We start from the raw sequence: 14293 nt of genomic DNA, 5'->3' as shown, positions 1-14293 counted from the left end.
TCGGGTCATATCATGAAACAAATAAAAATCGCATTTAATTTAGAACCATTATATATCCCAATTGAACAAATATTAGTAACTAAATTTTTAGCTGAACATAATCGATATGCTAGAAAGTATAAGCAAATCAAAGCTTCAATTATTGAAGTAGGCATTATTGAACCATTATCTATTTTTGAAATACAGAGTGAGAAACAAATGTATTCTCTACTTGATGGCCACATGCGCTTTGAAATTTTAAAAGAGTTGGGGTTCACAGAAGTCCCCTGTTTAATGTCAACAGATGATGAGAGTTATACCCATAATAAACAAACGAATCGCCTAGCAACAGTTCAAGAGCACCTGATGATTAGAAAGGCAATTAAACGTGGAGTCAATGAGGAGCGACTTGCAAAAACACTTAATATTGATGTTAGATATATTAAATCAAAAGTTAATCTTCTTAATGGAGTTTGTCCAGAAGTTATTGAATTATTAAAAGATAGAGAAATATCTCAACAGGTCTTTTTTATACTAAAAAAAATGAAACCAATAAGGCAACTTGAGTGTGTAGAAATTATGCTATCTGTAAATAATCTGACAGTGAACTATGCAAAAGCATTACTAGTCGCAACAAACCCTAATTTTTTGGTAACTCCATCCAAAAAATCAAATAAAAATGGTACATCTAGTGATGCAATCAAAAAAATAGAAAATGATATTGCACACTTACATTTGCAATATAAATCTATTGAACAAGATCATGCCCAGACTACATTAAATTTAGTTTTAGCAATTGGATATCTTAGAAAAATGATATCAAACAACAATATAAAAAATTATTTAGCTAAATATCATTCTGATCTACTTGAAAATTTTGAATCATTAATTCAGTTAGACTCTTTTAACTCAAAGTAACGATAGAGCAGTGAGGAAAGTCTTATGCAACTCAAACATTAATTTTTTACGCCCCGCAGATAAATATCGTTAAAATAGACATGGCGTTTCAATTTCTCAAGAAGCAGGGATTTACGTTGATTTCCCTGCCAAATATGCAACAGCAAACTCACCAAAGTATATTTTATTCCTAATCGTTCCAATGCTTCCAGAATTACCTCATCTGCACCGACTGGACAGGCAGGCATATTTTCCCTGTAATTGAGTTAATCCTTGCTTTGGTATAGAGTTCTATGTATACAACCTTATGAGGTTCCTCTCCCATATAAGAAGAGTGTAGCTGTATAGTGGCTCAGCTTTACTCTGCCATTTTAATCAAACTTTAGCGGTAAATAGCTCAACTTTACTCCGATATTTACACATCTTGAATACGATTTTGAAAAAAAGAGAGCATGAGCCCTCTCAACGTTCAGCCATCTTGGACTCAATCCATTGATTGATTTCTAAAGCTGACCAACAAATACGATTTTGTGTCATTTTAATTTTCTTTGGAAAAGTAGAATCGTAGTATGGAGATTTTTCGTTCATTATGTCATAAACAGTAGAACGACTAAGACCTGTGTACTCTACCACTTGTTTAATACTAATGAGTTGATGTACCTGAAAAGTTTGACCTGTGAACGCATTCATGATGTTTTTCTCCCAATCAATGATGCGAGCGCAATTTCGCTCAAATAATAGAGCTCGCTGTAAGAAAAAACGTCCTGCTTCCATACAATCAATTCAAAGCCTGCACCGACTGCTGCAAGCCTTTCTGAATATCTTGCACATGGCTCAGTTCATGTGTTTGTTGAGACTGCTCTGGTCTTGATTCATCTGTATAAAATTCCTCAACAATATCCAAGCCCTCTTCACCTCCCACCTCAAAGCTGGCATTGCCATAACCCTGTCGTGCCACATGATCTAATGCCTCCTGATAAAACCCTGCTGCCTTACTCTGTTCATCCATCTGTTTGGCTGAACTAATTGCTTCCTGCAAGTTCACACCATCACATAAGGTTAAATCCACGTAGTAGATTGGAGTACGATAACTTTGCGTGGTGCTCTTGCCTCGTAAAGTCAGTTGCAAAGGCAAACATGACAGTAAATCACCTGAAGCTGCATGATAGTAACGAAGCCGTGCTGCCAAAGTACGAATGCTATTAAAACCTGTGGTTCTAAAGATGAATGTGCCAAACTCATCCGATTCATCTAAATTGACGTAAAGTCTGCCATAAGGCTTGCATAATCCACCCTGTGCCAATGGACATAAATCAGGGGATGGACATGAATGCTGTTCAATGCCATTTTGTCCGAGTCGCTGGCAGGTTTCGCCATTACCTGAACAGATTAAACGTCCAGTCTGGCGGTCAAACAGGCTGTACTCTGCCCGTAGATTCAGTTCAGGATCATTGAAGATCATACGAACAGGAATGCTTCTTAGCTTTTGGTTTTGATTCGGCGCTTTTGCTCGAAGCTGTTCATCGAGCGGATGTTTGACCCACCCATCTTTATTTTGGATTTGACTGGTAATGGTAAACTGGTCATCCTTTTCAGGCAGACGTTTACCATTCTTTTCGACAGTTTTGCCGATGCTAATACGACCTAAAACGGGTGGTGTAATTGCTAAGCCTTTAATCATGGTGATGTCCTCTGTATAGCTGTTTAAAATTTTGGGCATAAAAAAATCCCATACCTGTTGAGGTATGGGATCGGGTTGTTTGACGTGGCTCTGGTGGTTGATACGTTTGTTTAAGAAAGAAATGCTGGATATACGTATCTGCTCTATCCACCATTCGGATAAATCTGAAATCTTCGTGTTCCCACTTTGGTTTGTGGAAACTGCTGTAAATATTCAGGGTGTTGTTTAAGCAGGGATTTACTGTCTAGGCTGATGGAGTCCTGTGATTTTTTCCACGTCACTGAGCCACCCGTGAACACTGCTCGCTCAGCTTCTTTCATCAGCATTTGCAGTTGATGTTTCAGCTCATCAAAATACTGTTGGTGTTGCTCGACTTTGTGTCGCTCTTCTAACAGTTGGTTGAATAAATAGTTGGCTTGTTCATTTTGACTGAGGTCTTCTACTAGTAATGGCGTTTGTGCTGGATAAAGTTGTTGCAAGGCTTTGGCTGCTGAATCAGAAGCATCGACACTGGGAGGAATACCTGATTCCACACATTGCCAGAAGTGACGTTCCGCATTAATGATGTGCTGAATCACCGTTTCATTACGGGTCACTTTAAAGATTTTAGTTTCATGCCCACAAACCAAGGCACAGATATGTGCAGCTTGTTTGCCTGTCACTGCCAATTGATGTTGGACTTGGCAGAGGACATACAATGGCACACCATCTCGCCACAGTTTTGAGCCATATTCTCCAACGGTTTTACACTCTAATATTTGCACTTCGCCATTGCCCACCACGGCATAGTCCAGATTGGCAAGCATAAAGTGTTTGTCTTCATCGGGGTGTTGTAAGACTGCATTGACTCGACGCACCTTATTGTTGGTGTGCATGCTGTAGTATTCTGCTACAAGCGGCTCTAACTGCTTGCCCCAATACAACGGTGCATAGCCTGCGCTTTCGTCCTCGATATTTTGTTGCATCCGACCTGTCTTAATCATCCATAGTTCTAGCATCGACATATAGGGATTGAGTCCACAGGCGGTTGCCGCATCACTACTGCCAATGCCCTGTTTTCTGACCTCTAGCCATTGTTGATAATTGAGCTGTTTAGTATTGGCAAGGCGTTTGGCTGTGAGTGCTTTGGTTTTTCGTGGCTGCGTATTCAGTCGGTCACTTTTAGTTCGAGTTCCCACCTCAAGCTGTTGGGTGGGTGGATTCAGGTTTGGTGAATAAGGTTGTAAAGGTGGATGGTTTAAAGTGTTTTGAATTTGAGTATGACTATTCATTGTAACTATTCCTGTATGAGTAAAATCGTAAAAGCTAAATTTTGGGCATAAAAAAAGCCGCATCTGAGGGTGCGGCTAAAGGTGTTGCTATGCTTGTACGGTGTTACCGTATGCTTAGGCTAATGGAGCTGGCTTAACTGAAACTGAATTTAGGCAATCATTCGAAGTGCTTGTTCTAAACCACGTTGCTTGATTGCTGCTCCTGCGCCAAACCATGCTGAATCGAGTCGATGATCGGTACTCATGGCTCGACGTTCATGATCACAAAACTCGGTGATGCTGCACAGTAAACCGTAAGCTGTATCCTTAGCTGAGCTCAGTTCTGCCCCACGTCCATGTCCGTTAAACATAGTCATGACTTTCGACATGGCACGTCCATTCGGTTCAGTTTTATTGTCTGCTTTGGATGGGCTTGTTTGATTTGGCATGGCTGCATTACGATAGAATTGAATAATGCTTTCATCCTGTTCAGCCATACTCAAGTTAGTGTTATTAAACACCGCATCAAAGTAGGCTGCTGCTTCCTGTTGGGTGACTTTACGTTGGCTGAGCTGCTTCATTTCATACATGTGTTCATCCCATGCACGCACTGAAATCCCGAGTTGCTGTTTGACTTTCTCAGCATCGAATTTGGTACTGTGTGGGACTTTAACTACGCCTGCACTGGTGTTTTGTCCTTTGAGTGCAATCGCCAAAGTGTTGTTACACACCACGCGGATTGAAGTGAATTGAGCTGTGGTGGCGAGTGTGCCATCACAAGCGGTAGCCAGAAGAATATAGCCATGACTCACATCTTTGCCCTTGAGTGCAGAAGTTTGTCCTGTCTTCGCCAATGCCCAGAATTTCTTTCCACCCTTGAGTACCCCTGCGGTTTCTAATTCAAAACCTGATTGCTCGGTCAGATCTTTATAGAAGTGTAGGATTTCCATCGGTTGGACTTCTTGAAAGCGTTGACTCACTACAGATAAAGGTGCATGTGTATCCGAGCGATATAAAACCCTTTGTTCTTCAAAGGGCATAATAATGCTCTGCCCCCGATGGTTCTGTGCCATATAACTGACATCCGAAGATTCAATCCGCCAGTCCATACCTGCCTGTTGTGCCCAGACCTCAATCGGTTGATTGGGGGTGAGTTGATTGCCTAAGCCATGCCAAGGGGTTTGTCCAACAAATGCCATTGTTTCAACTAAATGCGCCATAAGAATAATTCCTGTATCAATTTTAAATGGGTAAAAACATTAGATTTAAATTTTGCTGAATACTTAATTGCGTAAATTTGGGCTAAAGCTGCGATCACAGTGATTGCAGTAATACTGCCTACGTGAAATGGGTTGTAATGGCTGTTGCTGTTCATCTTCAGTGATCAACATCCAGATACCGCCGATCAGCACTCCAACAATTGCGCCTGCAATCGGAGGAATGTTCAGACTTTTAGAAACACTCACGCCTAATGTGGCCAGTGCCATTGGTGACATGACACTATTGGAAATAGGGTTATTGGTTGAGGTACTGGGTAAATGTTGGGTTGATTGCAGTTGTACCGTCTCTCGGGACTGGCAATAAGGACATGGCAAACTCATTGTGATATTTCCTGTAAATGAATAAAAAAAGCCTGCTGAGGGAAGCAGGCAAAATGATTGCGATGTAGCTGAAGCATGTATTGGTGCTATCTCAAATGGAGAAGCACCGTTCTCATTTAGATGCTATGTATCTGTATTTTTTTAGAATGCGTTTTTTATCATCAGTTTTAGGCAATTTTTGAATGATGCTTAAATAGATCAATTGACCTGTTTTTTAGCAACGATTATGATGCAAGGACTGACCTACATTGTCAGTCGGTTTTAGCAGACCGCAGATCCAGCACGATATATGAAAGTAATTTTGTATGTTGTGGGAACCCTCGTGTCCCCCTTTTTTCTATGGTAGGGCGAGAGGGGGACGCCTCGTGCGTGCTGGTTCCTTGGATCCCAGTCTGCTAACCCCCTTTCGTTCTGCCACCATTATTTAGCAGTGATGTAGCAGAACTTCTTGTAATTCCAAGGAGTCAACCATGACATATTTTACTGTGCTTTATTCCCCTACACTTTCTCCGCCTCTTCGGCATTTCATTCCAATTCACTTATCACACGCTTTCGCTGTGTCCTGATTGATTCAAGGCATTCATTAACTACTGCATCCATTTTGGTCAGTGGTGTTTTGTGCTGGATAAAAATCATGGAATTCGTCGCACAGCTAATTTGGCGTGTCCTTATTGTGCTCAGTAACAGCATAGCTAGAGCCTCTGACAGCCAAGCAAAATGTATTTGAAATTACAGTCAATTTCATAATTCATTTTAAAAACTTTAAAAATATTGGATGGGGAAATAATAGGATGAAATACGTTTCAATTGCGCTGCTCACCAGCCTTGCATTGGTCGGCTGCTCAAAACCACAACAAGATGATGTAGAGAATAAAGAACTTACTCAAAAGATTGAAAAAATATCATTGAATGATAATGCCCCTGCACAGGCTACTTCTTCTCCTTTAATTATCGCTCGCAATAAAATTACACCTCCACTAACAAAGACGGGAGAAGACTTTCAGGAACTCATCAAAGATGAGGGGTATTTTTCCTTTTATCCGCCCTATAAAACCATCTCTGGTTTGCAGATGTTTGCTGAAAATGATGATGTTGCAGATTATTGTGCAAACTGCGTGCATTTCCAGTCCATTCTCAATGATTTAAGAAATGTGCTGGCTTTAAAAAACAATCAAGTTTTAGTGATTGGACATACAGGTCAACAATTTCCTGCATTCACTTTTGCTTTAGGTGATGACTATTCTTTGCGTGCAGCGCATGATACAGCCATCAATTATATAAGATCGACGATGCAGGTGATTCCACCACAAAAAGATCAATTTGAAAGTACAGAACAATATCAACAACGTATTCAGACACTTCAAAAAGAACTAGATAGTAAAAATACCCATCTAAATTATGACCTGAAGCTTTTAGAAATCAGTCTAAATGCGACCTCTTCACAAAGTCAGTTCATGCCGAGCAGCTACACACCCAATGATCGACCAAGTGGTCCGATTGATAACTTTGTTTACTACGATGCTGACTCGAAACAATTACATTTTGAAAATATGAATTTCGCATCTGATCTGATCGTGAATTTCACTGCACCATCCACGCCAGAGTTAGCACAAAATATCATTACGGCTGGTGGACAAAAGTATGTCGGTTACATTTTTAACTTCAATAACCATAAGTTGGAATTAGATAGCTTAGTCATTTATCAAGCCAACAACACTCAAGCTGATTCTGCAAATGAGCCAATCGCAATCCTTGAACCGAGCACCATGTCCTTTCAACGCAAACATTTCAACGGTATAGAAAATGCCCGATTAAAGAAATTTGATGTGCCACTGAAAAAGCCAATTCCTTTTGATTTCACTCTGGATAACTACACGCCGATCGAGAAGGTATTTAAAAAGATCGATGAGTAATTCCCACTTTTATAAAAAGTAAAAAATTGATTGACCAAACAATTAAATACACAGAGTTGGGCTTTCACCCAACCCTGTAGATCACAATATTCGATTAAATATAGGCATGTGTAATGAATTTTATTCCATCTATTGTTTTATCCAGTATGTTGCTACTGACTTTAACCGCATGTAATTCAGACAACAATGCACCAAAGCCCAAAGATACTCAAACAAGCGAGAATAGCACTGCCGATGCTTCTGAAACGACACATCAATCTGAAGATGATTTTCCAGCCGTTGATAAATCCTTTCTGGAAGATGGATCATACAATGCTGAGGAAGTGGCTGAACCCACTGTACAAGAACAGTTTGAGGTACGTGTCCGTCGTGAAGAATCACAATACTCCATGACAGGCTATACCGATTTACTGAATATCATGTCATTGAATGATGCGCCAACCACTATCACAGGTGTTTTAATCAATCGTGGCAATTGTAGAAGCAAAGGCACTTACGATTACCAAAATATGCGTTATGGCTCAGTGGCAAAAGTTTACTTAGGCTGTTCGGCTGAATATGTGCGTGAAGTGACGGTCACCACCAACAGCAGTTTGACTTATACCTATAATTTTTAGGTATTCAACTCCTAGATCAAGTGGCGTATTTTTCCACTGAAATTAATAATGGTCTAAGCGGATTCATTCTTAGACCATTATTCGATGACAACTCTATCGATTTTACTAAATAAAGCTACTTCAGCTTTAAAGGGATGCGTTCACAATTAAAAGTTTTGCCGCGAGTTAGCATCACCCTTAAATAATGATTTTTACTATTCGCATTGAAATCACTCTTCAGCAATTGCAGGATCCGTTGAATCTGCCTGTCATCTTGGCAATTCACTGACCATCCTTTTTTAGCTTGCTCTTCAATGTAGACTTCACCAAAACCATTACTGAGTTCCTCACACTTTGCTATCAGTTTATTGGCATGGTCAGATAAAGTCGTGTCCTGTGCTTGTCCAGCATAAATAAAGTAGATCTGGAGGTAGTAGCCCTGTTCAGGATGATGTTTTATCTTCCAAATCACTGAATGGATGCAACGGAATACATTGGTCTCCCTTGCCCTGACCTCTCTTAATATGGCATTGACATAACACTCAAAACCGTTAAATCCTAATGACGATACACCTTCCCTGATACCAAATCGCATTGGAAAGATCATTAAGCAATCTGTGTATTGCATGGTATTCAATAAGAAGCGTTCGACCTTCTTCGTTTCAGCCTTATTCTTTTTTTGGTCGTATTGATGACCGTCCTGTATCCGTTCAAATTGCGACTGGATATCAGCAATCATCGACTCAATCACATGATCGGGCAGATCATAAATATTTTCATACAATCTATATTTATTTGCTTGAAACAAGGCTCGTTCAATCAGCTTAAAAATAATGATGGAATCAACATAGTCATAACCAGCAATAAAGAAACGTCTAGACTTGATGATTAAAGGAACAATTTGTTGCTTGAATTGTTCACAACTGATTTGGTCATCCACCACCTCCTTGATAAATTTTTCAATTTCACAAAAGGTTTGAGCTTCATTGTAGGTCGTCATGAGAAAACACATCCTAGGTTATTGGTTCATATCACTAGGAGTGCCGTAGTTTTTTAATCGTTGTTTGACTTAAATCCACATCGCTGCAAGGTTTGGGCAACACCTCTACGCCAATGCACTTCAAATTGACCTGTACCAAAGCTACGCATATACGGTATCTTTGCTCGTAGATGCTGTGCATACTTTTCAGGATTGACCAGATACATGGCAGCATTCAAGGCGTTACTTACTTCCACGGGATTACTGCACCGAATAGGTCCTACCCCTAAGCGATCATTCCGCATAAACTGCTGCTTATATTCCGTAGTATTACAATTAAAGTGCACGCCAGTATTACCCGTAATACTATTCCACATTTGCCAAACCTGATCAGCGAGATACCAGTCATTCTGTCGTTTTGATGGATCATAGATCAGCAATAAGTGGCAATGATAGCCTTTATTTTCACCCTGCTCTAATGCCCATGCATATCCTTGTAATCCCATGAAACATCCATCTTGATTTGCGATACGATTTCTTAAAATGCTCATATGTTGTTGAACATTCTCGATACCCATATAAACCTGTTGCTCTTTGAGATAGCCCAAATCCACACGTACAAACAACAGTTCAGAATAATGTGTAAAGAGTTTAGTCAGATACTGATGTAGTGAAATTCGATTCTGCTCTTCTTGCTGAATAAAGCGAGCATGTTCATTCCAATAATCATATTTATATTGGCTGAGTACACAGCATAGGGTTTGAACCTGTTGAATATTAAAATTCAAGATATGTGATGCAGATAGGCCATTCAGAAAATGATCAATCCAATACTTACACTGAATAAAATACTGGATGGAGTCAGCGTAGTGAAGCTGTGCTGAATAGAAATGCTGAAAAGCTTCATATAATGTACTCAATGTTTGTTTGAATTGTTGTTCATCCATCTGTTCAAAACAGACATCATAAACAAAGTCTTCAATCGCAGTACAAATACTGGATTCATTCCAAAGAACTGTAGTCAAATTCATGTCGTGATACTCATCATGTTAGGATTCATATCACAGTCATGTCTGTAGTTCTTTACTTGTTTACCCATATATATGAGTAAAGAATCAATCGATAGTAAAATAAAATTTTGATAAGTATATAATTAATAATAGATATAATAACTTTAATAACCCGCTAAGGCCAATCTACAACTCGACAGCAAATCGGTTAGACCGCCTGAGCATAAATCACATGGCTTAACCTAACCGAGTCAAGCTAAAGTTAATTTTTTTGACTACGACTATTATCATTTTTTATCTTAGATCCTTTGATCAGTACCTTTGGCACATCTTTTTGGCTAGCAAGCTGAAACAGATCACGATACACAATAAATTTGATTAGAGTTTCCAAAATGAATTTATGGGCATGTTTATCTTTAACCTGAATCAATAAAACACTTTCAACGTATTCAGATCTGGAACGATATATGGGCAGCAACTCAATTGATGCATGTCTGATATTTGTACTCGGTACACCTAAGAAATTTATGCACTTTTCTTTAATAAAATTATTCCAATATTCTGATAGCAATTGTTCAATATGACTCACCTGTTTCTCACAGCCTTTTTCAAGAAACATGTATATATCCACATATGGATTATTATGAGCATCTAATTGCCATAAGCCCAAGTAACCTAACAACCATTTGAGAGGTTTAGCACGTTTTCCCATTCTTAAAAAACTAGTAAATACTTTTGAGAAATTGTCTTGGTTCAACACACCACTGTTCAATTCACAACTTAGCTTCACATGCACTAAATAAATGTCTTCTGTTAAAAGCTGCTGAATATATTTTTGTGAACTCGCTAAACGCTTATTACAGACCTTCCGCTTGTGATCAAGATATAAACTTAATGTGTCCGAATTGTTCTCAAGACACATTTTAAAATCAGTATTATGTTCAGATGTTAAAAAAATGCTGTTCATCGGCTTATGTTGGAGTTCATACAAAAAGACTGCAAATTTATTAATATATTTAGCAATATCAATAGTTAATAATTCATGAAGGATTAGTGTATTTGTGGAAAAGTTCAAATTTTCAAACATTAATAGTGCATTCAAACTGACATTTCGTTTTTTATCGTCCAGTGACAATTGGTTCAGTAAGCTACTACGTTTCAACAACGACAATAGCCGCTTACCAGTCAGACTCAAACATTTCCGAAGCGCTTTGTCAGTTAACGTCTGATCTGATGGCAATATAGGGATTAAAAATGGCTGCTCAAAACTCTGCTGCAACATTGCAGCCATAATTTCAAAATCCAGTAAATATTGTTTTAAACATTGGTTATCAGCAAATCGCTCACTGTAATACAATTCAGCCAACTCTATGTGTATTTTGATTTTCTTTGACAATTGGCGAGTAGACCAAATTTTCTTTTCATCTGTTTGTGTGACTAATTGTTGAAATTTAAGTGCTGGTTTAGGATCAACTACAATCACATCCATAACTTGAGGTATAGCACAATTCAACACATCCAAATTAAAATTAATTTCGTAAGGTTGTCCATCTGTATCATTAATACGCTCCAACTTGATATAGCGATCCACTGAAGCAAAATAACTCAAAATCCAATACTTAAAATGCTCAATCTTGCCCTGATTCGCCTTACCTATATGTCCAACTGCTTTATTTGAAAAGTTTCTACGAACAACTTCATTCCAGTTCCGTACCTGTATGTAAAATTGGTTTCTAAAGTATAAATCAAACAGATATTGCAACTGATCAACCAAACCTTGTTCATCAAATTTCGGAGAATGCTTAAAAATGAGAATACAATGCAAATTCACGCCTAAATGAAAATCATGCTCAAATTTTGTATTTGCACGAACAAAGTTGGGTAAGCATTGTAAAATATTACCTATCAATTGAGTCTGTTGATAAATGAGACTAAAAAAATTCTCGAAGTTATAGGTATTGCGGTTTTGATAAGAATTGATAAATCGAACATCTACACAAAGAACATACACACTGCCTAGTTGTTCAAGCAAAAAATCAAATGATTGATACATCTTCCCTAAATGATCCAGTCTTTCTTTTCTTTTTTCCCCTCTAGAAATGTAATTGTGCTCGTCTTGCTCTTGAATTTTAGATATACCATCAAAGCACTTTTCTTTAGGAAAACTGTCTACATTCCAATTTCTATCGATTGCAATATTAATGTCATCAATTTGAAAAAATGACTGGTTAAGTAAGTGCAACTCTTCCAGATCAGTCACTCCTGCCATCCAAAGTCGTTGCTGTAATTTTTTTGGGATTTCTGGATTTATGTAGATTTTTTTAAAAATATTAAAATTATCACTAAATCGTACATTCGGTAATTTCATCATATTGCGATGAAAACGTAATGTACTGAAAGTTGCATGTATCTTATCAAGCCGCTTTTGATCATTATTTTTGACTGCCTCTTCATAGATACTAAGGCTTGTTATCACGCGATCAAAGATGTTATCAACAAAAAATTCTATGTTTTTCAGGACCTGAACTGATTCGTGGAAAAATAACGATTGATCGAAATTCTCATCTTTCAGATTTCTCACTGACCGTTGAGCACGCTGACTTAAAATTTTAAAAATATCCTCTTTTTTTATTTCTATTATTTTCATAATCTATGCTCTAAACAAGTAAAATCAGCCATTACAGTATATAAATTATATCCAAAAAGTTACTATTAATCACATTTTTTCAAAACCATTATTTTTTCAAAAAAACGACTAAGCAAACAAAATATCAACTAAAAAATAATTCATATTTGTGTTGATAATGTTGAGACAAATAAGATGAAAATATTCTCTCATGCCTTTTCAATATTCAGCTAATGAGGGTCAGTGAAAATTAATTAAGATTGAATCTAAAGCCTGTGTTTAATTTCAAGGAAACAGTTACAACCAAGTAATTATTAAGAATATCTAAATAAAAATTTTAAAGGTTTGAATCCTGATATAGCTTTTTAATGATTGATTTTCATGATGCTATCCAAGTAATTCGCCCATTTCTGCAACCACTCCGCACATTCCGCTTCATAATTATGCAGGTTGTACGTTCCCTCAATTCCCTTTTTGGAATGCCCTAGAACTGCTTCTGCAATATCTGTAGGACAGCCTAACCTAGACAATCCTGTTCTAACCGTCCGCCGTAAATCATGTGGATTCCAATCATCCATATTTTCTAACCAAAGTTGCTCAGCACGATATTTCGTTTGAACTTTCTCTGGATTCTTCAGTTGCCATTTCATTTCACTCAAAGACTTTTGCTGAATAGGAAGCCCTGTTCGACTCGAAGCGAATAAATATTTCTGATCAGGTTTGTAGAATGAGTATAAGAAATTAAGGCATTGGGTTGATAACTGAACATAACGCTCAGTGCTATTTTTTGAAGCTTTTAGATGCCATATACCTCGATCTAAATCAAAATCGCTCCATTGTGCATCACACAATTCTCCAGTACGGCAACCTGTCCACAACGTTAAATAAAGGATATGTTTTTGATGTGTTGTAAATCCTGATGTTGGCAACCAAGCCAATACACGTTTTAATTCCTGATCATTTAAAACTCGTGTACCCTTTTTACAGGTTACTTTTAGCCTTGATTGCTTGATACTCATTTTGGCTAATAAGGCAGGATTGGCAAAATTGGCAGGGAATCGCTCTAACCCGATGGTATATTCATAAGCCAACGTTAACTCGGACAATACCCGTCCAGCCTGCACATTGGAACCACGATCAATAATTTCTTTGGTTAAAGCTACCACATCTTTTCGAGTTACTTCCAAAGCAACTCGATTTCCCAAAACCCGTACCGCATCTCCATACAAGGTTCGCCGTGTTTCAGCTTGACCTTTGGGCTTACGCACACCCAAGACCTTTTTCCTTTCCCCTGTTCGAGGGTCAGTAATCCAGTGATCTTCAATTACTTCGGTCAAGTACATCTCAATCATGTCATGTACAGTAAGTTGAGATATATCTTTCTGTACATGCTCTTGCTCAAGCTGTTGTTGAAGCTTTTCCTGTTCTTTTTTATGTTTTGGACAAATCCCCTGATTCCTTTCAGCTTTTAAACGAATCAGTTCTATCCTTGCTTCCGCCAATGTAACTTGAGGGAAATTTCCGATCTTATATTGTTTGATCGAGTCATCCACAGGACTACGATAACGGTAGAAAAAGGTCTTCATTCCCGTTTTGCCGCAATGCACCCGCAGCCCCACATATTCCCCAATATCAGATTTATCAGGATCACCCACCTTCATCTTCTCTATCGCCTTAGCTGAAAGTGCTTTTTTAATTGTTGTTTGTTGCTCTATTGAACGAACCACTTTAATCCTCACAGAAAGACTGAATTATTTGTTA

General features: G+C 38.2%; 13 protein-coding genes. 3 read left to right on the top strand and 10 right to left on the bottom strand.

Annotated features, from left to right (window positions below; translation table 11 throughout):
- Positions 1 to 12: 12 nt before the first annotated feature.
- Positions 13 to 897: a plasmid partitioning protein RepB C-terminal domain-containing protein gene (locus F896_RS13030; RefSeq protein ID WP_016163125.1), complete on the top strand. Its 885-nt coding sequence runs from the start codon at positions 13 to 15 to the stop codon at positions 895 to 897.
- A 38-nt stretch (positions 898 to 935) separates the two neighbouring features.
- Here F896_RS13030 and F896_RS13035 read toward each other — a convergent pair whose 3' ends face one another.
- The 6 genes from F896_RS13035 to F896_RS13060 form a co-directional block, all read right to left on the bottom strand.
- Positions 936 to 1124 (bottom strand): PIN domain-containing protein, encoded by a 189-nt coding sequence (locus tag F896_RS13035; protein ID WP_016163124.1) that lies wholly within the window; start codon positions 1122 to 1124, stop codon positions 936 to 938.
- Positions 1125 to 1338: 214 nt separating this feature from the next.
- On the bottom strand, positions 1339 to 1566 hold the full coding sequence (locus tag F896_RS13040; RefSeq protein ID WP_016163123.1) for a helix-turn-helix transcriptional regulator: 228 nt from the start codon (positions 1564 to 1566) through the stop codon (positions 1339 to 1341).
- A gap of 88 nt (positions 1567 to 1654) precedes the next feature.
- Positions 1655 to 2557 (bottom strand): recombination directionality factor, encoded by a 903-nt coding sequence (locus F896_RS21205; RefSeq protein WP_016163122.1) that lies wholly within the window; start codon positions 2555 to 2557, stop codon positions 1655 to 1657.
- Positions 2558 to 2700: 143 nt separating this feature from the next.
- Positions 2701 to 3828, bottom strand: a complete 1128-nt coding sequence (locus tag F896_RS13050) for a YqaJ viral recombinase family nuclease (protein ID WP_016163121.1) — start codon at positions 3826 to 3828, stop codon at positions 2701 to 2703.
- Between the two features lie 149 nt (positions 3829 to 3977).
- A complete protein-coding gene (locus F896_RS13055) occupies positions 3978 to 5027 on the bottom strand; it encodes a DUF932 domain-containing protein (RefSeq protein WP_016163120.1) in 1050 nt (349 codons plus the stop codon).
- Between the two features lie 63 nt (positions 5028 to 5090).
- Positions 5091 to 5408, bottom strand: a complete 318-nt coding sequence (locus tag F896_RS13060; protein WP_016163119.1) for a hypothetical protein — start codon at positions 5406 to 5408, stop codon at positions 5091 to 5093.
- A gap of 791 nt (positions 5409 to 6199) precedes the next feature.
- Between F896_RS13060 and F896_RS13065 the strand changes: the two genes are divergently transcribed.
- Positions 6200 to 7321 (top strand): hypothetical protein, encoded by a 1122-nt coding sequence (locus F896_RS13065; RefSeq protein WP_016163118.1) that lies wholly within the window; start codon positions 6200 to 6202, stop codon positions 7319 to 7321.
- 113 nt (positions 7322 to 7434) lie between these two features.
- Positions 7435 to 7938: a hypothetical protein gene (locus tag F896_RS13070; protein ID WP_016163117.1), complete on the top strand. Its 504-nt coding sequence runs from the start codon at positions 7435 to 7437 to the stop codon at positions 7936 to 7938.
- Between the two features lie 115 nt (positions 7939 to 8053).
- Here F896_RS13070 and F896_RS13075 read toward each other — a convergent pair whose 3' ends face one another.
- The 4 genes from F896_RS13075 to F896_RS13090 form a co-directional block, all read right to left on the bottom strand.
- The gene (locus F896_RS13075) at positions 8054 to 8917 is read right to left on the bottom strand and encodes a hypothetical protein (RefSeq protein ID WP_016163116.1); all 864 of its coding nucleotides are present in this window, start codon (positions 8915 to 8917) and stop codon (positions 8054 to 8056) included.
- Between the two features lie 53 nt (positions 8918 to 8970).
- On the bottom strand, positions 8971 to 9927 hold the full coding sequence (locus F896_RS13080) for a YagK/YfjJ domain-containing protein (RefSeq protein ID WP_016163115.1): 957 nt from the start codon (positions 9925 to 9927) through the stop codon (positions 8971 to 8973).
- A gap of 241 nt (positions 9928 to 10168) precedes the next feature.
- On the bottom strand, positions 10169 to 12553 hold the full coding sequence (locus F896_RS13085; protein ID WP_016163114.1) for a hypothetical protein: 2385 nt from the start codon (positions 12551 to 12553) through the stop codon (positions 10169 to 10171).
- A 344-nt stretch (positions 12554 to 12897) separates the two neighbouring features.
- A complete protein-coding gene (locus F896_RS13090; protein WP_016163113.1) occupies positions 12898 to 14259 on the bottom strand; it encodes a tyrosine-type recombinase/integrase in 1362 nt (453 codons plus the stop codon).
- Positions 14260 to 14293: the final 34 nt, after the last annotated feature.

Origin of the sequence: Acinetobacter genomosp. 15BJ (genome assembly GCF_000400715.1) — a bacterium.
In the GTDB taxonomy this organism is placed as follows: domain Bacteria; phylum Pseudomonadota; class Gammaproteobacteria; order Pseudomonadales; family Moraxellaceae; genus Acinetobacter.
The sequence above is the reverse complement of the archived record's forward strand: the minus strand, read 5'-3'. Positions and strand labels throughout refer to the sequence as shown.

Excerpts from the sequence above, each read along its gene's own strand:
- F896_RS21205 (WP_016163122.1), bottom strand. The coding sequence starts at position 2,557 with ATGATTAAAGGCTTAGCAATTACACCACCCGTTTTAGGTCGTATTAGC.
- F896_RS13040 (WP_016163123.1), bottom strand. The coding sequence starts at position 1,566 with ATGAATGCGTTCACAGGTCAAACTTTTCAGGTACATCAACTCATTAGT.
- F896_RS13065 (WP_016163118.1), top strand. The coding sequence starts at position 6,200 with ATGAAATACGTTTCAATTGCGCTGCTCACCAGCCTTGCATTGGTCGGC.
- F896_RS13080 (WP_016163115.1), bottom strand. The coding sequence starts at position 9,927 with ATGAATTTGACTACAGTTCTTTGGAATGAATCCAGTATTTGTACTGCG.
- F896_RS13050 (WP_016163121.1), bottom strand. The coding sequence starts at position 3,828 with ATGAATAGTCATACTCAAATTCAAAACACTTTAAACCATCCACCTTTA.
- F896_RS13030 (WP_016163125.1), top strand. The coding sequence starts at position 13 with ATGAAACAAATAAAAATCGCATTTAATTTAGAACCATTATATATCCCA.
- F896_RS13070 (WP_016163117.1), top strand. The coding sequence starts at position 7,435 with ATGAATTTTATTCCATCTATTGTTTTATCCAGTATGTTGCTACTGACT.
- F896_RS13055 (WP_016163120.1), bottom strand. The coding sequence starts at position 5,027 with ATGGCGCATTTAGTTGAAACAATGGCATTTGTTGGACAAACCCCTTGG.
- F896_RS13035 (WP_016163124.1), bottom strand. The coding sequence starts at position 1,124 with ATGCCTGCCTGTCCAGTCGGTGCAGATGAGGTAATTCTGGAAGCATTG.
- F896_RS13060 (WP_016163119.1), bottom strand. The coding sequence starts at position 5,408 with ATGAGTTTGCCATGTCCTTATTGCCAGTCCCGAGAGACGGTACAACTG.
- F896_RS13085 (WP_016163114.1), bottom strand. The coding sequence starts at position 12,553 with ATGAAAATAATAGAAATAAAAAAAGAGGATATTTTTAAAATTTTAAGT.
- F896_RS13075 (WP_016163116.1), bottom strand. The coding sequence starts at position 8,917 with ATGACGACCTACAATGAAGCTCAAACCTTTTGTGAAATTGAAAAATTT.